General features: G+C 71.6%; 18 protein-coding genes. 4 read left to right on the forward strand and 14 right to left on the reverse strand.

Features of this window, described 5'->3' with window-relative positions; all coding sequences use genetic code 11:
- Nucleotides 1–289: 289 nt before the first annotated feature.
- Nucleotides 290–1,459, reverse strand: coding sequence for an AI-2E family transporter (locus E6R60_RS19725; RefSeq protein ID WP_136327939.1), 1,170 nt, complete (start codon nucleotides 1,457–1,459; stop codon nucleotides 290–292).
- A 184-nt stretch (nucleotides 1,460–1,643) separates the two neighbouring features.
- Entirely contained in the window at nucleotides 1,644–1,838 is a 195-nt protein-coding gene (locus E6R60_RS19730; RefSeq protein WP_136327903.1) for a DUF3046 domain-containing protein, read from the reverse strand.
- Nucleotides 1,839–1,917: 79 nt separating this feature from the next.
- Between E6R60_RS19730 and E6R60_RS19735 the strand changes: the two genes are divergently transcribed.
- Nucleotides 1,918–2,832, forward strand: coding sequence for a hypothetical protein (locus E6R60_RS19735; protein WP_136327904.1), 915 nt, complete (start codon nucleotides 1,918–1,920; stop codon nucleotides 2,830–2,832).
- Nucleotides 2,833–2,885: 53 nt separating this feature from the next.
- Here E6R60_RS19735 and E6R60_RS19740 read toward each other — a convergent pair whose 3' ends face one another.
- The 3 genes from E6R60_RS19740 to E6R60_RS19750 are packed head-to-tail and all read right to left on the reverse strand — an operon-like array spanning nucleotide 2,886 to nucleotide 4,919.
- The gene (locus tag E6R60_RS19740; protein WP_136327905.1) at nucleotides 2,886–3,191 is read right to left on the reverse strand and encodes an AzlD domain-containing protein; all 306 of its coding nucleotides are present in this window, start codon (nucleotides 3,189–3,191) and stop codon (nucleotides 2,886–2,888) included.
- Nucleotides 3,188–4,045, reverse strand: coding sequence for an AzlC family ABC transporter permease (locus tag E6R60_RS19745; RefSeq protein ID WP_240802626.1), 858 nt, complete (start codon nucleotides 4,043–4,045; stop codon nucleotides 3,188–3,190). Before E6R60_RS19745 ends, E6R60_RS19740 begins: the two co-directional genes overlap by 4 nt.
- 10 nt (nucleotides 4,046–4,055) lie before the next feature.
- On the reverse strand, nucleotides 4,056–4,919 hold the full coding sequence (locus E6R60_RS19750) for an AraC family transcriptional regulator (RefSeq protein WP_136327906.1): 864 nt from the start codon (nucleotides 4,917–4,919) through the stop codon (nucleotides 4,056–4,058).
- Nucleotides 4,920–5,009: 90 nt separating this feature from the next.
- On the opposite strand from E6R60_RS19750, the gene E6R60_RS19755 reads away from it, so the two are divergent.
- The 3 genes from E6R60_RS19755 (at nucleotide 5,010) to E6R60_RS19765 (ending at nucleotide 11,513) form a co-directional block, all read left to right on the forward strand.
- Nucleotides 5,010–9,671 (forward strand): DEAD/DEAH box helicase, encoded by a 4,662-nt coding sequence (locus E6R60_RS19755; RefSeq protein WP_136327907.1) that lies wholly within the window; start codon nucleotides 5,010–5,012, stop codon nucleotides 9,669–9,671.
- Between the two features lie 188 nt (nucleotides 9,672–9,859).
- Nucleotides 9,860–10,687 carry a DNA-formamidopyrimidine glycosylase family protein gene (locus E6R60_RS19760; protein ID WP_136327908.1) on the forward strand — a complete coding sequence of 276 codons (828 nt, stop codon included), beginning with the start codon at nucleotides 9,860–9,862 and terminating at the stop codon, nucleotides 10,685–10,687.
- A 61-nt stretch (nucleotides 10,688–10,748) separates the two neighbouring features.
- Nucleotides 10,749–11,513 (forward strand): SDR family NAD(P)-dependent oxidoreductase, encoded by a 765-nt coding sequence (locus tag E6R60_RS19765; RefSeq protein ID WP_136327909.1) that lies wholly within the window; start codon nucleotides 10,749–10,751, stop codon nucleotides 11,511–11,513.
- An 835-nt stretch (nucleotides 11,514–12,348) separates the two neighbouring features.
- Here E6R60_RS19765 and E6R60_RS19775 read toward each other — a convergent pair.
- The 9 genes from E6R60_RS19775 to E6R60_RS19815 all read right to left on the reverse strand — a co-directional run bounded on the left by E6R60_RS19775 (nucleotide 12,349) and on the right by E6R60_RS19815 (nucleotide 21,611).
- Nucleotides 12,349–12,543, reverse strand: coding sequence for a CsbD family protein (locus E6R60_RS19775; RefSeq protein ID WP_136327910.1), 195 nt, complete (start codon nucleotides 12,541–12,543; stop codon nucleotides 12,349–12,351).
- A 102-nt stretch (nucleotides 12,544–12,645) separates the two neighbouring features.
- The gene (locus E6R60_RS19780) at nucleotides 12,646–13,116 is read right to left on the reverse strand and encodes a DNA starvation/stationary phase protection protein (protein WP_136327911.1); all 471 of its coding nucleotides are present in this window, start codon (nucleotides 13,114–13,116) and stop codon (nucleotides 12,646–12,648) included.
- 285 nt (nucleotides 13,117–13,401) lie between these two features.
- Nucleotides 13,402–13,785: a helix-turn-helix transcriptional regulator gene (locus E6R60_RS19785; RefSeq protein WP_069169097.1), complete on the reverse strand. Its 384-nt coding sequence runs from the start codon at nucleotides 13,783–13,785 to the stop codon at nucleotides 13,402–13,404.
- 109 nt (nucleotides 13,786–13,894) lie between these two features.
- Nucleotides 13,895–14,404, reverse strand: a complete 510-nt coding sequence (locus tag E6R60_RS19790) for a nicotinamide-nucleotide amidohydrolase family protein (protein ID WP_136327912.1) — start codon at nucleotides 14,402–14,404, stop codon at nucleotides 13,895–13,897.
- Nucleotides 14,401–15,243 carry a CDP-diacylglycerol--glycerol-3-phosphate 3-phosphatidyltransferase gene (gene pgsA, locus E6R60_RS19795; protein WP_136327913.1) on the reverse strand — a complete coding sequence of 281 codons (843 nt, stop codon included), beginning with the start codon at nucleotides 15,241–15,243 and terminating at the stop codon, nucleotides 14,401–14,403. Before pgsA ends, E6R60_RS19790 begins: the two co-directional genes overlap by 4 nt.
- Entirely contained in the window at nucleotides 15,240–16,718 is a 1,479-nt protein-coding gene (gene rimO, locus E6R60_RS19800) for a 30S ribosomal protein S12 methylthiotransferase RimO (protein ID WP_136327914.1), read from the reverse strand. The genes pgsA and rimO overlap by 4 nt, the downstream gene beginning before the upstream one ends.
- Before the next feature lie 198 nt (nucleotides 16,719–16,916).
- Nucleotides 16,917–17,717 carry a helix-turn-helix domain-containing protein gene (locus E6R60_RS19805; protein WP_136327915.1) on the reverse strand — a complete coding sequence of 267 codons (801 nt, stop codon included), beginning with the start codon at nucleotides 17,715–17,717 and terminating at the stop codon, nucleotides 16,917–16,919.
- Nucleotides 17,718–17,921: 204 nt separating this feature from the next.
- Nucleotides 17,922–20,693: a DNA translocase FtsK gene (locus tag E6R60_RS19810; protein WP_136327916.1), complete on the reverse strand. Its 2,772-nt coding sequence runs from the start codon at nucleotides 20,691–20,693 to the stop codon at nucleotides 17,922–17,924.
- Nucleotides 20,694–20,933: 240 nt separating this feature from the next.
- Nucleotides 20,934–21,611 carry a response regulator gene (locus E6R60_RS19815; RefSeq protein ID WP_136327917.1) on the reverse strand — a complete coding sequence of 226 codons (678 nt, stop codon included), beginning with the start codon at nucleotides 21,609–21,611 and terminating at the stop codon, nucleotides 20,934–20,936.
- Nucleotides 21,612–21,708: the final 97 nt, after the last annotated feature.

Here is a 21,708-nt window from a genome sequence, read left to right on the forward strand (position 1 = left end):
CCGATTTGCTTGAGTCGATCGCTTCACGTCAAAGACGCTAACCCCTGCCACTGACAATGGGCCTCGACGTCCTCCCGGCCTGTGGACAACTCCACGGTCGGGCCCGGGAAAAACCCGGCCGGAAACCCCATGAGAATGGATGTTCGATTTTGGTGTCAAGCACACCACGCCGCACCGGCTCGCCCTCAGGATAGCGCCCTAGCAGCAGTCGTCCGGACAGTCAAGATCGTGTGCGCGACACCACATCGGGTGCCGGACGAGGGGGGCCACTGCCGGAGGGGTCCGCCGCTCAGGGGCGCGGCTGCGGGCCCTGCGGCTCCTCGTCCTCCCCCTGCCCGTCCTCGTCCTCGGGGGCGTGCCAGAGCCGGCGCAGCCGCGCGGACATCCGTTCGCCGCGCCGCCCCTGACGACGTCCGTGGACCCTCGGGTCGTCCGTGACGGCGTAGCGCTTCACGTAGGCGCCGAGGAAGGCCTGCAGGGTGGCGACGGCCGGGATGGCGATCAGCGCTCCGACGGCGCCCATCAGCGCCGTGCCGGCGATGACCGAGCCGAAGGCGACCGCCGGGTGGATGTCGACGGTCTTCGAGGTCAGCTTGGGCTGCAGCACGTAGTTCTCGAACTGCTGGTACACGACGACGAAACCGAGGACCCACAGCGCGTACCACGGGTCGACGGTGAACGCGATCAGCATCGGGAGGGCACCCGCCAGATACGTACCGATCGTGGGGATGAACTGCGAGACGAGCCCCACCCAGACCGCGAGCGCCGGTGCGTACGGCACTCCGAGGGCCAGCAGCAGGATGTAGTGCGCGATTCCGGAGATGAGCGCCATCAGACCGCGCGAGTAGAGGTATCCGCCCGTCTTGTCGACCGCGATCTCCCAGGCCCGCAGCACCTCGGCCTGGCGGCTGGGCGGGAGGACGGAGCACAGCGCGCGGCGCAGCCGGGGACCGTCGGCCGCGAAGTAGAACGAGAACAGGAAGATCGTCAACAGCCGGAACAGACCGCCGAGGACCGTGGCGGACACGTCGAGCACGCCGGTCGCACTGTTCTGGACGTACTTCTGGAGCCAGTCGGAGTGCAGAAGGCTGTCCTGCACGTCGACGCGGGAGAGGTCCGTACGGAAGTTCTGGTTGACCCAGTTGATCACCGAGTCGAGGTACTTCGGGAAGTCCTCGACCATGTCGACGATCTGGCCCGCCAGCATCGAACCCAGCAGCACGACGAAACCGGCGCCGAAGACCAGCACGACGAGGAAGACCAGGAAGGTGGCGAATCCCCGGCGTATGCCGCGGGCCGCCATCCGGCTCACCGCGGGCTCTATCGCGAGCGCCACGAAGAAGGCGATCAGCACATTGATCAGCAGACCGATGAGCTGGTCGAAGGCCCAGTTGCCGAGCCGGAAGCAGGCGTAGAGCGCCAGGGCCAGCACCATGGCACGCGGCAGCCAGCCGGGCATGCGGGCGGGCCCGGCGCCTGACGGCTGGGGCGGCGGCGCAGTCGGCGGGACGGGCGGGTCGAGGGGCGGCTGGGCTTGAGCGGTCTCGTCTGTCGGTGCCACGGAGCAAGTCTCGCCTACGGATCGGACAACCGGTCGCACGTCCCGGAGCCGTCCTGCCCGCCGCGCCGCGCCGGCCTGCGCTTCAGCGCTTGTCCGGGGGGATGCCGACGGCCGTGCACACCGCGCGCCAGACGTCCCTGGTCTCCCACCCCGCGTCCAGCGCCTGCCGCACGGTACGCCCGCCGAGTTCCGCCATCACGTGGTCGCGCGCGAAGGAGTCGGCGTACGCCGCGCCGAAGTGCTCCGCCATCCGTTCCCAGAAAATCGTCAACCGCATGCCATCAGTATCCCGCTCCTGAGAGTGCAGCCGGGCCGCCCGGCCTTCCCGCGAGCGCTCACCGTCCTACGGTCGGTGCATGGCTGGAACCGGAACAAGTCCCCTCAACCGTGCCGAGCAGTTCATCTGGCTCACGGCCCGCGTCCTCGAACAGCGGCGGTTCGCCCATCACTTCCTGGAAGGAAGTGCGGACGCCGTGGAAACGGCGCTCGCCGCCTTCCTCAACGAGGACGGCGGGTACGGTCACGCGCTCGAGCCCGATCTGCGGGGGCCCGTCAGCCAGCCGCTGCACACGGCGCACGCGCTGAGCGTCCTCGACTCCATCGACCGCTGCGGCGGCCTCCGGGTGGAACGGATCTGCCGGTTCCTGACCGAGGTCTCCACCAAGGAAGGCGCTTTACCCGCGCTGCTCCCTTCGCAGCGCGGCTACCCGGCCGCGCCGTTCATCCCGATCGTCGACCATCCACCGGCCGAGCTGCTGGTCACCGGGCCCGTCGTCGGACTCCTCCACCGCAATTCGGTGTGGCACGCCTGGCTGTTCCGGGCCACGGACTTCTGCTGGGCGGCCGTCGACGCCCTGGAGGTGTCGCATCCCTACGAGATCGAAGCGGCGGTCGCCTTCCTCGACGGTGCGCCGGACCGGGCGCGGGCCGAGGCCGCGGCCGACCGGCTCGGACGTCTGGTGCGCGACCAGCGGCTCGTCGCCCTGGATCCGGAGCGGCGCGCGGAGTACCCGGTGGCGCCCGGGTACGCGCCAGGTGAACAGCACTTTCCGTACGACTACGCCCGCGCGCCCGAATCGCTCGCCCGGCGCTGGTTCACCGACGCGGAGATGGATCGCGCGCTGGACCACCTGGCCGCCGGGCAGCAGGCGGACGGCGGCTGGCCGGTCACCTGGCGGCAGTGGGCGCCGGGAACGGCCCTGGAGGGGCGCCCCCTGGTCACGCTCAGAGCCCTGCAGACACTGCGGGCGTACGGGCGCGCCCTGGACTGACCACCGCGCGGCGCCCCTCCGCCGGGGCCCCCGGCAGGCCTGCCGTCACGGTCCTACCCGAGCGCGCGTACGCCGGCGGTGACGGCCACGGCCACACCCACGACGACGAGGAAGGGAGCGCGCAGGATGAGGGCGAGGGCCGCGGCGGCGAGACCCGCGCCCCTGGCGTCGAGTACCAGCTCCCGCCCGTCGCCGAAGGCCTGCTGCGCGGTCAGGGCGGCCAGCAGAGCCACCGGCACAAGGGCGGCGAGACGTTGCACCAGGGGCCGTTCGAGAACGTCGGCGGGCACCAGGAGGCCGAGGAGTTTGGCGAGGTAGCAGCCGACGGCGGTCAGCGCGAGGGCGATCCACACGTTCATCGGCCGTCCTCCGAGGTGGTGGTGCACGGTTCCCCGGCATCCCGGGCCCGCTGCGGGCCGGGCGCCGTTTCCGTACCGCGCCGCCGGGTCTCCTCCTTGCCCTTGCCCTGGCCCCCGCCCCGCCTGCCGCGTCCCGTCAGGAAGAGGACGACCGGCGCCGCGAGCGCGGACAGCAGTACCGGCACCCCAGCGGGCAGGACCGGCAGCAGCCCGAGGGCGAGCAGGACGGCGAGCGCGGCGGTGACGCGCTCCGTCGTGTTCTTCAGCATCGGGGCGAGCAGGGCGAGGAAGACGGCGGGGCCCGCCGCGTCCAGCCCCCAGGCGGCGGTGTCGCCGAGCGCCTCGGCGCCCAGCGCACCGGCCAGCGTGGTGAGGTTCCACAGCACGTAGAGGGTGAGCCCGGTGACGGTGAAGCCGATGCGCGCGGCCCGCCGGGTCGGCTGGGCCAGGGTCACGGCGGTCGTCTCGTCGATCACCCACTGGGCGGCGAGAGGGCGCAGGGCGCGCGGGAGCGCGAGGAGCTGCGACAGCCGCAGACCGTAGAAGGAGTTGCGTACGCCGAGGAAGAACGCGCCGGCCGCCGCGGTGTAGGGATTCCCGCCTGCGGCGAGCGCGCCCACCAGGGCGAACTGGGAGGCGCCGGTGAAGACGAGGAGGCTGAGCGCGCAGGTCTGCAGCAGGCTCAGTCCGGAGCCGGCGGACGTGACGCCGAACGCGAAGCCCGAGAGTCCGACGGCTATGCCGACGCCGAGAGCGTCACGGACGACGGCCGCGTCCGGCTTGGCCCCGGGGGCGACCGCGCTGCCGCCGGACGGGCCGGCCGCGCTCCGGGGGGATGCTGTCTGTTCTGCCACGCCCGGCACGCTACCGGGGCCGGTCGGGGCCGGTCTTGTACGTTCTTGCGCGTTCGCGCCGGTAGGCGCCGGGAGGCACTCCCACGATCCGGGTGAAGTGACGATTGAGGTGGGGCTGGTCGGTGAAGCCGACCGCGGCGGCTGCCGCCGCGGGTGCGACGCCCGAGTCGAGCATCCGCCGCGCACGGCGGACCCTGGCGTCGGTGAGCCAGGTGTGCGGCGGCATCCCGTACTGCTTCTTGAAGGCCCGGAGCAGGGCGAACGGGCTGGTGCCCAGTTCGGCGGCCAGCGCCTCCAGCGTGGGCGGCCCGGTCATCCTGCTCTCCAGTACGGCACGGGCGCGCGCAGCGTCCCGCGCACCCGCCGCCCTGACCGGGCGGGTGGGCAGCGCGCTGCCGTGCCGGGTGAGCAGTCGCGTGACCAGGACGCGCAGCACGCTGTCCGCGGCCAGTGCGTTGTCCTCCTCCGCCGCGCGGTGGACCTCCCCGATGAGGCGGGCCGCGTAGGGATCGGCCACGCCGGTCTCGGTGAAGCCGACGGTGCCGCGCAGGTGCGTCGTCTCCGCCGCGATGTCGTTGATCACCCGGGCGGACGGGTACAGCGTGGCGTAGGCCCAGCCCTCGGGGACACCGGCCCTGGCGGTGTGCGGCACCTCCGGGTTGATCATGACGACGGAGCCGGGTACCGCGTGGACGGTGCCCCCGGGCAGCTCGACGTCCTCGACGCCCTGCGTGACGGCGCCGAAGACATAGCCGTCGTGGCTGTGGCGCGGGAAGGTGTGCCGGACGTAGCGGGCCCGCAGCAGGTCGAGGTCGGGCAGCTGCGCGTACTGCCAGTGCCTCGCCCACTCCGCCCGTTCCGTCGCTCCCGCCATGCCCGGATTCTCGCAGCCCCGCGGGCCGCGGCGGACCTGGCGGCGGCCGCTTCCGGGGCCGTTGTCAGTGGCGGGGTGCACGATGGGGACATGACCGGCTCCGCACTCGATTCCTTCTCCCCCGCGACCCGCAGTTGGTTCACGGGGGCCTTCAGCGCGCCCACCGCCGCGCAGGAGGGCGCCTGGCGGGCGATCGGTGAGGGGTCGGACGTCCTGGTCGTCGCGCCGACCGGATCGGGCAAGACCCTGGCCGCCTTTCTCGCCGCCCTCGACCAGCTGACGGCGGTCCCGCCGCCCGCCGAGGCGAAGAAGCGCTGCCGTGTGCTGTACGTGTCGCCGCTCAAGGCCCTCGCCGTCGACGTGGAGCGCAATCTCCGCTCGCCGCTGACCGGCATCCGCCAGGAGTCGGTGCGGCTGGGGCTGCCCGAGCCGGAGGTCCGTGTGGGGATCCGCTCCGGCGACACCCCGCCCGCCGAACGCCGCTCGATGGCGACGCGGCCGCCGGACATCCTGATCACCACGCCCGAGTCCCTCTTCCTGATGCTGACGTCCTCGGCGCGGGAAGCACTGGCCGGGATCGAAACCGTGATCCTCGACGAGGTGCACGCGGTCGCGGGGACCAAGCGGGGCGCGCATCTCGCCGTGTCGCTCGAGCGGCTCGACGAGCTGCTGCCCCGGCCGGCCCGGCGGATCGGTCTGTCGGCCACGGTCCGCCCGGTCGACGAGGTGGCGCGTTTCCTCTCGCCCCAGCGGAAGGTGGAGATCGTCCAGCCGCCCTCCACGAAACAGTTCGACCTGTCGGTGGTCGTACCCGTCGAGGATCTGGGTGAGCTCGGCGCCTCCCCCGCCACCGACCAGGACTCCGGCCAGGCGGACAAACCGTCCATCTGGCCGCACGTGGAGGAGCGGATCGCCGATCTCGTCCAGGCACACCGCTCCACGATCGTCTTCGCCAACTCCCGCCGTCTCGCCGAGCGGCTCTGCAACCGGCTCAACGAGATCGCGTACGAGCGGGCCACCGGCGAGACGATGCCCGATGCCCACTCCCCCGCCGAGATCATGGCGGAGTCCGGGGCGGCGAAGGGTGCGCCCCCGCTCCTCGCCCGGGCCCACCACGGATCCGTCTCGAAGGAACAGCGCGCCCAGGTGGAGGAGGACCTCAAGGCGGGCCGGCTGCCCGCGGTCGTCGCCACCTCCAGCCTGGAGCTCGGTATCGACATGGGGGCGGTCGACCTGGTGATCCAGGTGGAGTCCCCGCCGTCGGTCGCCTCCGGACTGCAGCGGGTCGGCCGCGCCGGGCACCAGGTGGGCGCGGTCTCCACCGGGGTCGTCTTCCCGAAGTACCGGGGCGATCTGGTGCAGGCCGCCGTGGTCACCGAGCGCATGCGCACGGGGTCCATCGAGGCGCTGCGGGTCCCGTCCAACCCGCTGGACGTACTGGCCCAGCAGCTGGTCGCGATGGTCGCCCTGGACAGCTGGCAGGTGGACGACCTGCTGGCGGTGACCCGGCGGGCCGCACCCTTCGCCTCGCTCCCGGAATCGGCGTTCACCGCCGTGCTCGACATGCTCGCCGGCCGCTATCCGTCCGACGCCTTCGCCGAGCTGCGCCCCCGTGTCGTCTGGGACCGCATCGCCGGCACGGTCACGGGCCGGCCCGGCGCCCAGCGACTCGCCGTCACCTCCGGCGGCACCATCCCCGACCGCGGGCTCTTCGGGGTCTTCCTGGCGGGCGCCGACCCCAAGAAGGGCGGCGGCCGGGTCGGTGAGCTCGACGAGGAGATGGTGTACGAGTCCCGGGTCGGCGACGTCTTCACCCTGGGCACCACGTCCTGGCGGATCGAGGACATCACCCGCGACCGGGTCCTGGTGTCACCAGCGCCGGGCGTCCCCGGACGGCTGCCGTTCTGGAAGGGCGACCAGCTGGGCCGTCCGCTGGAGCTGGGACGTGCGCTGGGAGCCTTCCTGCGCGAGCTCGGCGGGCTGTCCCCGCAGGACGCCCGGCAGCGACTGCTGGCCGCGGGGCTGGACACCTGGGCCGTGGACAACGTCCTGTCCTACATCGACGAGCAGCGCCGGGCCTGCGGTCATGTGCCGGACGACCGGACCATCCTCGTCGAGCGCTTCCGCGACGAGCTGGGCGACTGGCGCGTCGTCGTTCACTCCCCGTTCGGAGCCCAGGTGCACGCCCCGTGGGCGCTCGCCCTCAGTGCCCGCCTCGCCGAGCGGTACGGCATGGACGCCCAGGTCATGCACGCCGACGACGGCATCGTGCTGAGGCTCCCGGACGCCGACATGATGGGCCTGGACCTCTTCGACTTCGACCCCGCACAGGACACGGCGCAGGACGCCGGCGCGGCGCCGCTCCCGGCCAACACCGCTCTCGACAGCGATCAGCCCCCGGTCGGCGCGGCCGATGTCGCCTTCGACCAGGGCGAGATCGCGCAGATCGTCACGGACCAGGTGGGCGGCTCCGCCCTGTTCGCCTCACGGTTCCGCGAGTGCGCGGCCCGCGCACTGCTGCTGCCGCGCCGCAGCCCCGGCAAGCGCACCCCCCTGTGGCAACAGCGTCAGCGGGCCTCGCAGCTCCTTCAGGTCGCCTCCGAGTTCGGCTCGTTCCCCATCGTCCTCGAAGCGGTCCGCGAATGCCTCCAGGACGTCTTCGACGTCCCCGGGCTCACCGAGGTGATGGGCGACCTCGAAGCCCGCCGGATCCGGCTGGTCGAGGTGACGACCCAGGAACCGTCCCCGTTCGCCCGCTCGCTCCTGTTCGGATACGTCGCACAGTTCCTGTACGAGGGCGACTCGCCCCTGGCCGAGCGACGGGCCGCCGCGCTCTCCCTCGACTCCCACCTCCTGGCCGAACTGCTGGGCCGCGCCGAGCTGCGCGAGCTGCTCGACGCAGAGGTGCTGACCGAACTGGAGCAGGAGCTCCAGTGGCTGACCGAGGACCGCCGGATCAAGGACGTCGAAGGGGTCGCCGATCTGCTGCGGGTCCTCGGCCCGCTCACCGACGCGGAGCTGGCCGAACGCGGGGCCGAATCCCCGTGGGCGCAGGAGCTGGCGACGGCCCGCCGGGCCATCCGCGTCCGGATCGGCGGCAGCGACCACTGGGCGGCCGTCGAGGACGCGGGCCGGCTGCGCGACGCCCTGGGCACGGCGCTCCCGGTCGGTGTTCCCGAGGCGTTCACCGAACCGGTCAAGGACCCGCTGGGCGACCTCCTCGCCCGATACGCCCGCACGCACGGCCCGTTCACCTCGACCGCGGCGGCCGCCCGCTTCGGCCTCGGCACCGCCGTCACCGACGGCGCGCTGCAACGGCTCGCGGCCTCCGGCCGGATCGTCCAGGGCGAGTTCCACCCCGCCGGCATCGGCCAGGAGTGGTGCGACGCCACCGTCCTGCGGCGGCTGCGCCGCCGCTCCCTCGCCGCGCTCCGCCATGAGCTGGAGCCCGTGCCCCCCGCCGCCCTGGCGGGGTTCCTCCCCCGGTGGCAGCATGTCGGCGACCACAGCCTGCGCGGAATCGACGGACTGGCGCGCGCCGTCGAGCAGTTGCAGGGGGCGCCCGTCCCCGCCTCGGCGCTGGAGAAGCTCATCCTTCCCAGCCGGGTCAGCGGCTACTCCCCCGCCCTCCTGGACGAACTCACCACCACGGGCGAGATCGTGTGGGCCGGTGCGGGCGCCCTGCCCGGCAAGGACGGCTGGCTCTGCCTCTATCCGGCCGACAGCGCACCGCTGCTCCTGCCTCCCCCGCGTCCGCTCGAACTCAGCGCGCTGCACGAGTCCGTACTGACTGCGCTCAGCGGTGGATACGGTCTCTTCTTCCGCCAGATCGCCGATCAGGTCCGCGCCACCACGCACCCGGACGCCACCGATCCCCACCTCGCCGACGCCCTGTGGGACCTCGCCTGGTCGGGCCGGCTCACCAACGACACCCTCGCCCCGCTGCGTGCGCTCCTCGGCTCCGGACGTACGGCCGGATCGACGGCGCACCGCGCCAAACGCAACGTTCCGCGAGGCCGGTACGGCTCACTGACGGCCTCGGCCCGCCCTGTCTCGCGCACCGGTCCGCCCACGGTCTCCGGCCGCTGGTCCCTGCTGCCGCCCCCCGAACCGGAACCGACGCACCGGGCCCACGCCCTGGCCCGCACCCTTCTGGACCGGCACGGCGTGGTGACGCGCGGCGCGGTCCAGGCCGAGGGGGTCGAGGGCGGCTTCTCCGCCGCGTACCGCGTGCTGTCGGCCTTCGAGGACAACGGGCAGGCGCGCCGCGGTTATGTCGTGGAGGGACTGGGGGCGGCGCAGTTCGCCATGGACGGAGCGGTCGACCGGGTCCGCGCGGCGTCGACCGCCCTCGACCGCAGGGAACCGGGCGCGGAGCCCCGCGCGCTGGTCCTGGCCGCGGCCGATCCCGCGAACGCCTACGGAGCGGCGCTGCCGTGGCCCGAGCCGCCGGCCGGGGCCGGTCACAAGCCCGGCCGCAAAGCGGGTTCCCTGGTGGTCCTGGTCGACGGCGAACTGACGCTGTACATGGAGCGCGGCGGCAAGACGCTGCTGGCCTGGCCGACCGAACCGGACGACCCCGCGCTCCACGCGGCCGCAGCAGCCCTGGCCGCCGCCGCCCGCGCCGGAGCGCTCGGCACGGTCACGGTGGAGCGCACCAACGGGGCCTCGTCCCTGACCTCACCCCTCGGCCGCACCTTGGAATCCGCCGGCTTCCTCGCCACCCCGAGGGGCCTGCGCCTGCGCGCCTGAGCCCCCGGGGGGCCGCCCGCCACCTGTTCCCACCGACCGACCGACTCATTGCCCCCTGCCCCCTGTCCCCTGTCCCCTGCCGCCCGACCCACCGACCCACCGACCCACCGACCAGCCGACCAGCCGACCCACCGACGACAGGCTCCCCGGGCGCACCGCCACCATCCGTCCCGCCGCATCATGGACGTATGCCCGAAGGAGACACCGTCCTGCAGACCGCGAAGCGTCTGCACAGCGCGCTGGCCGGTCAGGTCCTCACCCGGTCCGATCTGCGCGTCCCACGTTTCGCCACCGCCGATCTCACCGGCCGGACCGTTCTCGACGTCACCGCTCGCGGAAAGCACCTGCTGACCCGTATCGAAGGCGGTCTCACCCTTCACAGCCATCTGCGCATGGACGGCGCCTGGCGCATCTACGCCCCCGATGAACGCTGGCGGGGCGGACCGACCCACCAGATCCGCGCCATCCTGGCGAACGCCGCGCACACCGCCGTCGGTTACCGCCTCCCCGTTCTGGAACTCCTGCGTACGAGGGACGAGGAGAAGGCGGTCGGCCACCTCGGCCCCGACCTGCTGGGCCCGGACTGGAACGCCGACACCGCGCTGCACCGCCTCCTGGCAGACCCCGACCGCCCTCTCGGCGAGGCGCTCCTCGATCAGCGCAACCTGGCCGGCATCGGGAACGTCTACAAGTGCGAGCTCTGCTTTCTGGCCCGGGCCACCCCCTGGCTCCCCATCGGCCGACTCCCCGGACCCACCGCGGTTCTGCTGGTCAGCACGGCCAAGCAGCTGCTGGAAGCCAACCGCGACCGTCCGGACCGCACCACCACCATCGGCGCCCGCCCCCGCACCGCTGCCGCTCCGGCGCCCCGCGCCCGCCGCCCGAGCGAGAAGCTCTGGGTCTACGGCCGGGCTCACCGCCCCTGCCTGCGCTGCGGGACCCCGGTCCGAGTCGCGGACCAGGACACACGCCCCACCTACTGGTGCCCGCACTGCCAGGCCGGCCCCACCCCGTAGGGAAACAACCGACCGCACACCATAGTTGACGACCCGTCAGGTACGGTCGTACGGTCCGGTCATGCCTCTCGCCGCGTACGACCTCACCGGCCGCACCGCGTTCGTCACCGGCGCCGCCGGCGGCATAGGCCGCGCCTCCGCCGTTCTGCTGGCGGAGGCCGGCGCCATCGTCCACTGCGCCGATCTCGACGAGAAGGGCCTCCTGGAAACCCACGGCCTGATCGCCGCCGCGGGTGGCGAAGCCCACACCCATCCGCTCGATGTCACCGACCGCAACCAGGTGCGGGCCGCGGTCGCAGCCGCCGACGATCTGGACATCCTGGCCGCCGTCGCCGGAATCATGCATACGAGCAGCGTCCTGCAGACGACGGACGAGGACCTCGACCGCGTGCTCTCGGTCAACTTCAAGGGGGTTCTGTACGCCTGCCAGGAAGTGGCCCAAGCCATGGTCGCGCGCAGCGCTTCGGGCTCGCTGATCACGATGGCCTCGGGCGCGGTCGACTCCGCGAGCCCTGGTCTGCTCTGCTACAGCGCGGCGAAGGCCGCCGTGGTGCAGCTGACCAAGACGCTGGCGACCGAGCTGGGGCCGCACGGCATCCGGGTCAACGCGGTCGCTCCCGGCTGGATCCGCACCCCCATGACCGCCCGCCACGACGCGGAGCAGCAACACCGGGCCGAGGCCACGATGGCCCGCATCGCGCCCCTGGGCAGGGTCGGTGAGCCCGCTGACGTCGCCCACACGGTCCTGCATCTGGCGTCGGACGCGTCGGCCTTCATGACCGGCCAGATCCTCCGCCCGAACGGCGGCGTCGCCATGCCCTGGTAGCCCGCCACGCACTTCTGATACGGCCGACGGACCACGACCCCTCACCCGTGTCCCGGGATGACACCCGCCAGGAACCCCAGGAACGCCAGGTACCTCGGGAACCCCAGGACCACCGGGAACCCCAGCACCACCGGGAACTCCGGGAACGCCCGGCCTCACACTCCCGCGACCGGGACCTCGGCAGGCCGGGTATGGACGAGCCGGATATGGACGAGCCAGGCATCGAAGAGCCAGGCATCGAGGAGCCGGATATGAGTGAGCCGGATATCAGCGACCACCAGGCCCGCCCCGCGTCGCGCACGCCCTCGGCGCACCGCCGGAGCAGGCCGGTCCCGGCGTCGAATATCCCCGTCGGCCGGCCGGTCTCGGCCACATGGACGGGCAGGAGGCTGAGACCCCATCCACCCGCCGCCACCACCCCCTCGACCGGCCCCGCGTGCGCCGGCTCCAGCACCAGCCGCAGCACCGCCCACCACCACACACCACCGAGCATCAGCGTCAGCACCGGCACCCATCGCCGCACCATGGCTGCCTCCTTCGGCCGAACCCGGGGGCTTGTCGTTCGGAACATGCCAGGTGCGCAGGGCCCGACCGTCCCGATCCGAACGGCAGACGCTAGCCCTGCCCGCCCAGCCGGCGGGAGAGCGCACCGGCGCAGTACCGGCGCACACAAACGCAGGCGCACGCCGTCCCCCCGGAGCCGCCGACGCTCAGTTCACCGACACTCCATGCCACCGGAGGGCGTACCCCGCGGCAGCGGGCATGCGGAGAGGAATTCCACCGCTTCCAGGGAGGAGCCCCCACCGCTTCCGGTGGGGGCTCCTCCGACCGCCGTTCAGTCCTTGTCGTCGCGGGTCAAGGAGTCCTTGGCGCCCTGGGCGCGGTCCCGGGCGTCACCCACGGCGCCCTTGGCCTTGCCCTTCGCCTGGTCCGCCTTGCCCTCGGACTCCATGCGCCGGTTGCCGGTCATCTTGCCCATGGCTTCCTTGGCCTTGCCTGCGACCTTGTCCTTGGCGCTGTCGTCAGCCATCACAACTCCTCGCGTCGTGCGGTCCGGCCTCTGCCCGGTTTCGGACGGCCGGTGGAAAGGGGGCCCGGCGGGGTGGGGACCCTGCCGGGCGGGAGAGCCCGCTCAGGCACTCTCCGCCTGGAACATCCACGCGTGCTTCTCGAGGTCGGCGGTCAGCGTGATGAGGATGTCCTGGCTGACGGGGTCGGGGTCGCCCGTCACCTCGATCCGCTCGCGCATCCGGCCGATCACGATCCCCAGTGCGTCGACCAGGGTCCGTACGGCATCGACGTCCTTGACCCAGCCCTCGGGTACGGAGTCGATGGCCGTGGTCCTCGCGATCGTCCCCGACCGGCCGTCCGGATTGACGCCCAGCGCGGACGCCCGCTCGGCCACCGTGTCGGAGTGCTGGCGGGCGGTGTCGACGACCTCGTCGAGCTGAAGATGCACGGACCTGAAGCGAGGCCCCACCACGTTCCAGTGGACCTGCTTGGCCACCAGAGAGAGGTCGACGAGGTCCACCAGGGCGCCCTGGAGGGCACCGCCCACGGACTTGAGGTCAGCCTCGGACAGCGGGCTCTTCACGACAGACATCACATCTCCGATCTGGTATCCGTTCCGTTCAGCACCAACCACGATGGCACAAACGAAGCAAAACGGTCATCTGGGGGGAGTCTCCGAAGAGATCGTTCCCCGCTCTCGTCCATGCGCCTGCCCGCTGAGAGCGCGTCGACACCCCACCGGCCTTCGCCCGCATCACTTCGGGGCCGATGGACCGTCCGGTGACACGCCCGCCGCACAGCCCGCGGACGCACAGAAGCCCCGGTCCGCCCCTTCAGGGGCGGACCGGGGCTTCTGCTTCACACCGAACCGAGCGGATCAGGCGGCGACGACATCCACCGCTTCCGCAGGCGCCTTGATGGTCACCCGCCCCGTCGGCACACCCGCCACCGAGGAAACGGAGACGGAATTCAGCATGGGGCGCACCGGTACAGGTACCGGATCGCTGGCTGCTGCCGACTCGGCCAGTTCGGCCAGGGACAGCTCATCGCTCACTTCACGCATGAGCTCGGACATCCGTACATCAAGCGCGTCGCAAATGGCGGAGAGCAGTTCGGAGGATGCCTCCTTCTGCCCCCGCTCCACCTCGGAGAGATAGCCGAGCGAAACTCGGGCGGACGAGGAGACTTCGCGCAGAGTACGGCCTTGGCGCTGGCGCTGCCGACGCAGCACGTCACCAAGCAGGCGACGGAGCAGAATCATCGGTGGCTCCCTCCTCGGACCGCGTAGCCGCATCCTTCACGCCCCACCGTACCGCCTAGCGCTGCGGCCGTGCGGGGAGCGATGTCGTGTTCACTCAGGGCTGCAAACATCAATTCCCCCCGTGCTGTTCCGTATCCTGTGCGCTCGCGTACCCGCCGAGTTCGCCGGAGAGCAGTTCGAGCACGCTCCGTACGCTCTCTCTACGGATGTCCGCCCGTCCGCCGTTCAACCGCAACGCGGTCACTTTCGCGGCGTCACAGGGGCCGCAGACTGCGACGAAGACCGTTCCGACCGGTTGGCCGTCCTGTGGTTCAGGGCCGGCGACGCCCGTGGTCGCCACTCCCCAGTCTGCGCCGAGCGCCCGGCGCACGCCTGCCGCCATCTGGCGCGCGACCTCGGCGTCCACTGCCCCTCGCGCCGCCAGAAGCGCCGCGTCCACTCCCAGGACTTCACTCTTGAGGGGGGTCGCGTAAGCCGTCACGGAGCCTCGGAAAGCCTGCGAGGCACCGGGTACGGACGTCAGCTCGGCCGCGACCAGGCCGCCCGTCAGGGACTCGGCGACGGCGAGGGTCTCCCCCCGCCCGACGAGCAGCCGCAGCACCCGGGCCGCGGCGGTCACCGCTCCGCCTCCGTGCCCCCGCGGGGCCCGGACACCCGAGCCGGGTCCCTGAGCCCCTCGGAGGCGGTGTCAGCGGTCTCGGCAGCCCCGTCAGCCTCCTGGGCCACGACGGCCTCCTCAGGAGCCACAGCGGCCTCCTGAGCCACGGACGCCACCTCTGACGCCCCCGTCGGCACCTGGGCAGCCTCGGACGCCTTCTCCGCGGCCAGCCCCTGGCGCCGCAGCACGACGGCCTGCCGCACATAGTCCAGGCCGGTGACCACCGTCAGGACGACGGCGACCGCCATCACCCAGAAGCGCAGCGTGGCCAGCGGTCCGGTCAGCGCCAGGACGTACATCCCGACCGCGGTCCCCTGGGCCAGGGTCTTCAGCTTCCCGCCGCGGCTGGCGGGAATCACCCCGTGCCGGATCACCCAGAACCGCAGCACCGTGATGCCGAGTTCGCGGAAGAGGATCACACCGGTGACCCACCAGGGCAGATCACCCAGGTAGGACAGACAGATCAGCGCGGCTCCCATGATCGCCTTGTCGGCGATCGGGTCGGCGATCTTCCCGAAGTCGGTGACCAGGTTGTACGTACGCGCCAGATGCCCGTCGAACAGGTCGGTGATCATCGCGATGGCGAACGCGGCCCAGGCGATGGAGCGCCAGGCCGGGTCGTATCCGCCGTTGTGCAGCAACAGCACGACGAAGCCGGGGACCAGCACCAGCCGCGCCATGGTGAGGAGATTGGCGATGTTCCACAGACTGGCCTGATTGACGGCCGCCGCGCCCAGCTTCCCGCCGCGGACCGGCGTCGCGCCGGAACCACCTGCCGCGGATGCCGGGGCTCCGGTCATCTGGCTACCTCCGCAAGTTCACAGCACTCGGCCACCAGGTCCACGCCTTCGGTGCCCACTACCTTTGCCTCGACCATACGGCCGGGGACAAGTCCTTCGCGTGCCGTGAAGAGCACCTGGCCATCCGTTTCGGGCGCCTGGTGGGCGGCTCTGCCCACGGCGCGCGACTCGTCCTCGGTGGGCTCGACGGACTCGACCAGCACCTGGAGCGACTCGCCGATCCGCTCTTCGGCCCGCTGCGAGGTCAGCTCCTCGGCCAGCTGCGAGATGTGCGCCAGCCGCTCGGCGATCGTGTCGGCGTCCAGCTTGTTCTCGTAGCCGACCGCCTCGGTGCCGTCCTCGTCGGAGTAGCCGAAGACGCCGATGGCGTCGAGGCGCGCGCCGGTGAGGAACCGTTCCAGCTCCGCCAGGTCCGCCTCGGTCTCGCCGGGGAAGCCCACGATGAAGTTGGAGCGCGCACCGGCCTGCGGCGCCTTGCTCCGGATGGTGTGCAGGAGCTCCAGGAAGCTGTCGGTGTCACCGAAGCGCCGCATCGCGCGCAGCACGCCGGGGGCCGAGTGCTGGAACGACAGGTCGAAGTAGGGCGCGACCTTCGGGGTCGAGGTCAGTACGTCGATGAGGCCGGGCCGCATCTCGGCGGGCTGGAGGTAGCTGACCCGGATGCGTTCGATCCCCTCGACGTCCGCGAGCTCCGGAAGGAGTGTCTCCAGGAGGCGGATGTCGCCGAGGTCCTTGCCGTACGAGGTGTTGTTCTCGGAGACCAGCATGATTTCCTTCACACCCTGCTCGGCCAGCCAGCGCGTCTCGCCCAGGACGTCCGAGGGACGCCGCGAGATGAAGGAGCCGCGGAAGGACGGGATGGCGCAGAAGGAGCAGCGGCGGTCGCAGCCCGAGGCGAGCTTGACGGAGGCGACGGGGCTGGTGCCCAGCCGGCGGCGCAGGGGCGCGCGCGGACCGGAGACCGGCGCGATTCCGTCCGGCAGATCGGCGGGGGCCGGCACGGCCTCCTGGGCGTGGCCGGGCAGGGCCACGGCGGCGTCCTGGCGCTCGGCGGGGCTGATGGGCAGCAGCTTGCGGCGGTCGCGCGGGGTGTGGGAGGCGTGGATGCCACCGTTGAGGATGGTCTGGAGGCGGTCGGAGATGTCTGCGTAGTCGTCGAATCCGAGGACTCCGTCGGCCTCCGGCAGGGCCTCGGCGAGGTCCTTGCCGTAGCGCTCGGCCATGCAGCCGACGGCGACGACGGCCTGGGTCCGGCCGTGGTCCTTCAGATCATTGGCTTCGAGCAGGGCATCGACGGAGTCCTTCTTGGCGGCCTCGACGAATCCACAGGTGTTGACCACGGCGACATCGGCATCGGAGGCATCCTCGACGAGCTCCCAGCCGTCCGCTGCCAAGCGGCCTGCGAGCTCCTCCGAGTCCACCTCGTTACGGGCGCAGCCAAGAGTGACAAGGGCGACGGTACGGCGTTCGGGCATGGGCTCAAGACTACTTTGTCCCGGCACTGGCCCCGCCGTGCAGGGTTCGCCGCTTACCCAGAGTGACCGAGACGGGGAACGGTGAGCCTCCGGGAGCGGCAAAGACGGAGAGCGCCCGGCACGGTGGCCGGGCGCTCTCCGCCCTGTGAACTGCTGAACTGCTGAACTGCTGAACTGCTGAACTGCGCGGTCCCGGGGTCAGCCGACCTCGGGGTCGCCCTTGGTGTAGGAGAGCCGCTCGACCTGTCCGGGCTGGAACTGGTCCTCGACCTTCTTGCCGTTGACGAAGAGTTCGATCGACCCGGCGTTCCCGAGAACGAGGTCGACGCGCTCCTTGTCCTGGAACGTCTTCGTCTCGCCCTGCTGGAGGGTTCCGTCGAAGAGGGACCGGCCGTTGTGGTCCTTGGCGGAGATCCAGCTCTTGCCCTGGCTCGCGCTGAGCTTGACCGTCACCTTGTCCTGGGGCGCAGCCGCGATGGCGCTGTCCGAGGGGGCCGGCTTGGGATCGACGGGCTTGCTGGACGCGGGTTTGGGCGTGATCTTGTCGGATGTAGGGCCTTCGGCGACCTGGCCGGCGGTGGACGGCTCGTCACCGCCCTGGAAGAAGGTGAAGCCGACGAACCCGATGACGGCCACGATGGCCGCGACCATGGCCGCGGTCCAGTTGGGCCGCCGGGGTTCGGAACGGATCCGCTCGGCTTCGAACAGCGGTGCCGCCGCCGTGGGTGAGGGACGGCCGCCGTGCTCGGTGTCGTACTGCGAGACCAGCGGCTCGGGATCGGTGCCTACGGCACGTGCGAGCGTTCGGATATGGCCGCGGGCGTACACGTCGCCGCCGCAGCGGGAGAAGTCGTCCTCCTCGATCGCGTGCACGATGGGGATGCGCACCCGGGTGGACGTGCTGACCTCTTCGACCGTGAGACCTGCGGCGATACGAGCCTGCTGAAGCACTCGACCGATCGAAGGCCGGTCGTCTTCGGGGGAGTTGCCGATGGACACGGGGGCGCCTTTCGAGCGTGAGCCACCTGCTGGGTGTTCAGTCTAGGGGGGGTACGAAAGGGTGGGGCAACCGGGAGGGAGGACTTTGTACGCCATCAGATTCGAACAGAGTCGGATCCACCGGACGGCCCCGGGGAGGAACATCCTGCTTTCCCTCCCTTCAACTTGACGTACGACCCGGCGAAACGGTTGCCCGCGAAATCCTCACGAACCGGTTTCCCCCCGGATCAGTGCCAGAACGCCGTCGAGTTCGTCCGGTTTCACCATGACGTCGCGGGCCTTGGAGCCCTCGCTGGGGCCGACGATGTTCCGCGACTCCATCAGGTCCATCAGCCGGCCGGCCTTCGCGAACCCCACGCGCAGCTTGCGCTGGAGCATCGAGGTGGACCCGAACTGGGTGGAGACGACCAGCTCAGCGGCCTGGCAGAGCAGATCGAGGTCGTCGCCGATGTCCTCGTCGATCTCCTTCTTCTGCTTCGTCCCGACCACCACGTCGTCGCGGAAGACGGGCGCCATCTGGTCCTTGCAGTGCTGGACGACCGCCGCGACCTCGTCCTCGGTGACGAACGCGCCCTGCATACGGGTCGGCTTGTTGGCCCCCATCGGCAGGAACAGCCCGTCACCCTTTCCGATGAGCTTTTCGGCTCCGGGCTGGTCGAGGATGACGCGGCTGTCGGCCAGCGACGAGGTCGCGAAGGCGAGCCGGGAGGGCACGTTCGCCTTGATCAGACCGGTGACGACGTCCACCGAGGGGCGCTGGGTGGCGAGCACCAGATGGATGCCGGCGGCGCGGGCCAGCTGGGTGATGCGGACGATCGAGTCCTCGACGTCCCGGGGGGCCACCATCATGAGGTCGGCGAGCTCGTCGACGATCACCAGCAGGTACGGGTACGGCGACAGCTCCCGCTCGCTGCCCTCCGGCGTCTTGAGCTTCCCGGTGCGCACGGCGTGGTTGAAGTCGTCGATGTGGCGGTATCCGAACGCGGCGAGGTCGTCGTAGCGCAGGTCCATCTCGCGCACCACCCACTGAAGGGCCTCGGCGGCCTTCTTGGGATTGGTGATGATCGGCGTGATCAGGTGCGGGATGCCCTCGTACGCGGTCAGCTCCACGCGCTTGGGGTCGACCAGCACCATCCGGACGTCCTCCGGGGTCGCCCTTATCATCACCGAGGTGATCAGGCAGTTGATGCACGAGGACTTTCCGGAGCCGGTCGCACCGGCCACCAGGACGTGCGGCATCTTCGCAAGGTTGGCCATCTCGTAGCCGCCCTCGACGTTCTTGCCGAGCGCGACCAGCATCGGGTGGTCGTCCTCCGCCGCGTCCGCGAGGCGCAGCACGTCGCCGAGGTTGACCATCTCCCGGTCGGAGTTGGGAATCTCGATGCCGACGGCGGACTTCCCGGGGATCGGGGAGATGATCCGGACGTCGGGGCTGGCGACGGCGTACGCGATGTTCTTGGCGAGCGCCGTGATCCGCTCCACCTTCACGGCCGGTCCGAGCTCCACCTCGTACCGCGTCACCGTGGGGCCGCGGGTGAAGCCGGTGACGGCCGCGTCGACCTTGAACTCGGTGAAGACGTTGGTCAGGGACGCGACGATCGCGTCGTTGGCGGCGCTGCGGGTCTTGCCGGGGCCGCCGCGCTCCAGCAGGTCGAGCGAGGGCAGCGAGTAGGTGATGTCACCGGCGAGCTGCAGCTGCTCGGCGCGCGGCGGCAGGGGCTGCGACGGCGGCCGCTCGGGGACCGGCTTGGTGAGGTCGGGCACGCCCCCGGAAGGTGCCGGAGCACGCTCCCCCGGCCTCCGCGCCGGCTCCGCCTCCCTGGCGCCGGGCACCGGGGTGCCCGCGCGCTCGCGGTCGGCCGAGACGCCTTGGGTGAGATCGGCGACCACCGGCGAGGGCGGCATGCCGTTGAGCACGGCTCCGTCGAGCGCGGCGGCCGCCGCGGCCGCGACGTCGACGGCGTCCATGGTGCGGTTCATCGCCGGCTGCACGGACGGCCTGCGCGGCCTGCGGCGACGGGAGAGCGCGTCGCTCTCCGCCGGCTCGGGGTTGTACTCCTCCGACGCCCCGGAGCCGCGGACGGAGGAGCGTCGGGAACGGGCGGGCAGCGATTCACGCCACTGCTCGTCGTATCGCTCGTCGTCGTCGTCGAACGCCTCCGGGTCGTGGACCGGCTCGATGATGCCGAGCCTGGAACCGAGCAGACGCAGCCGCTGCGGAATGGCGTTCACCGGGGTCGCCGTCACGACCAGCAGCCCGAAGACGGTCAGGAGCAGGAGCAGCGGTACGGCGAGCACCTCGCCCATCGTGAAGATCAGCGGCTTGGAGGCGGCCCAGCCGATGAGCCCGCCCGCGTCCTGCATGGCCTCGGTGCCGTCCTCGCGTCCCGGGGATCCGCACGCGATGTGGACCTGGCCGAGCACCCCGATGACCAGTGCGGAGAGCCCGATGACGATCCGGCCGTTGGCCTCGGGCTTCTCCGGATACAGGATCAGCCGTACGGCGACCGAGCCCAGCAGTATCGGTACGAGGAGGTCGAGCCGGCCGAAGGCTCCGGTGACGAGCATCTCGACGAGGTCGCCGACCGGCCCGCGCAGATTCGACCAGGTGCCGGCGGCGACGATCAGCGCGAGGCCGAGCAGCAGCAGCGCCACGCCGTCCTTGCGGTGAGCGGGGTCGAGGCCCTTGGCGCCGCGCCCTATGCCGCGGAACAGCGCGCCGACCGCGTGCGCCGCTCCGAGCCAGACGGCGCGCACCAGGCGGTACACCCCGCCGGTGGGCGACGGCGCCGCCTTGGGCGGTGCGGCCTTCCTGGCCACCGCCTTCTTGGCGGGCGCCTTCCTGGCGGGCGCGGTCTTCTTCGCGGCGGTCTTCTTGGCGGGCGCCGCTTTCTTCGCCGGTCCCGGGGCACGGCCGGCGCGCTTCGCGGTGCCCGCCGTGCCCTGGGAACCCTTGCCGGACGTACGTGAGGCCATGGGGCTGAGGTTACCGGTGTCTGCGGCAGTGAACACGTGCACGGGCCGGTTCACCCGACCGTGTCGCCTTTCAGGGGCCGCGAACTGACGCGCCCTCACCGGCCCCCGGAGGCGGAACGCCGACCGGCCGGGGAATCCCCGGACCGGCCGCGGCCGCCGAACGACCGCGGTTCCCGCTCAGTTGACGCCCACCGGCCCGAAGGGGCCCGGCGGCGAGGAGCGGTGCGGCCGGCCGACGCGTTACGAGGAGAGGGCGGCGGGTCCGCCACCGGTGCCGGGTTCCAGCGCGTCGAGCGCCCGGCGCAGGCCGGTCAGCTTCCGTTCGAGGTGAGCGGCGGTGGCCACGGCTCCGGCGTCCGCCGACTCGTCGTCGAGCTGCTTGGAGAGGGCCTCGGCCTGCTCCTCGACCGCCGCGAGCCGGGCGGAGAGCTCGGCGAGCAGTCCGGCGGGCTCCTTCTCGTGGTTCGCGCCCACGTGCCCGCCGCCCTCCAGCTGGAGGCGCAGCAGCGCCGCCTGCTCACGCAACTGGCAGTTCTTCATGTACAGCTCGACGAAGACCGAGACCTTGGCGCGCAGCACCCAGGGGTCGAACGGCTTCGAGATGTAGTCCACCGCGCCGGCCGCATAGCCCCGGAAGGTGTGGTGCGGGCCGTGGTTGATCGCGGTGAGGAAGATGATCGGGATGTCCCGGGTCCGCTCCCGTCGCTTGATGTGCGCGGCGGTCTCGAAACCGTCCATGCCCGGCATCTGGACGTCCAGCAGGATCACCGCGAAGTCGTCCGTGAGCAGCGCTTTGAGCGCTTCCTCCCCTGACGATGCCCGTACCAGTGTCTGATCGAGCGCAGAGAGGATGGCCTCCAGCGCCAGCAGATTCTCCGGCCGGTCATCGACCAAGAGGATCTTGGCCTTCTGCACCATGGCCCGTCCTCCTCGCCCCGGAATCGCACCGGGCGCCGCCCCAGGGGACGGCTCCCTTACGCCGTCCGTCCTTGTGCCGGTCATGGTAGCCGCACCC

It is taken from the genome of Streptomyces sp. A0642 (genome assembly GCF_004795105.1).
Lineage (GTDB): Bacteria > Actinomycetota > Actinomycetes > Streptomycetales > Streptomycetaceae > Streptomyces.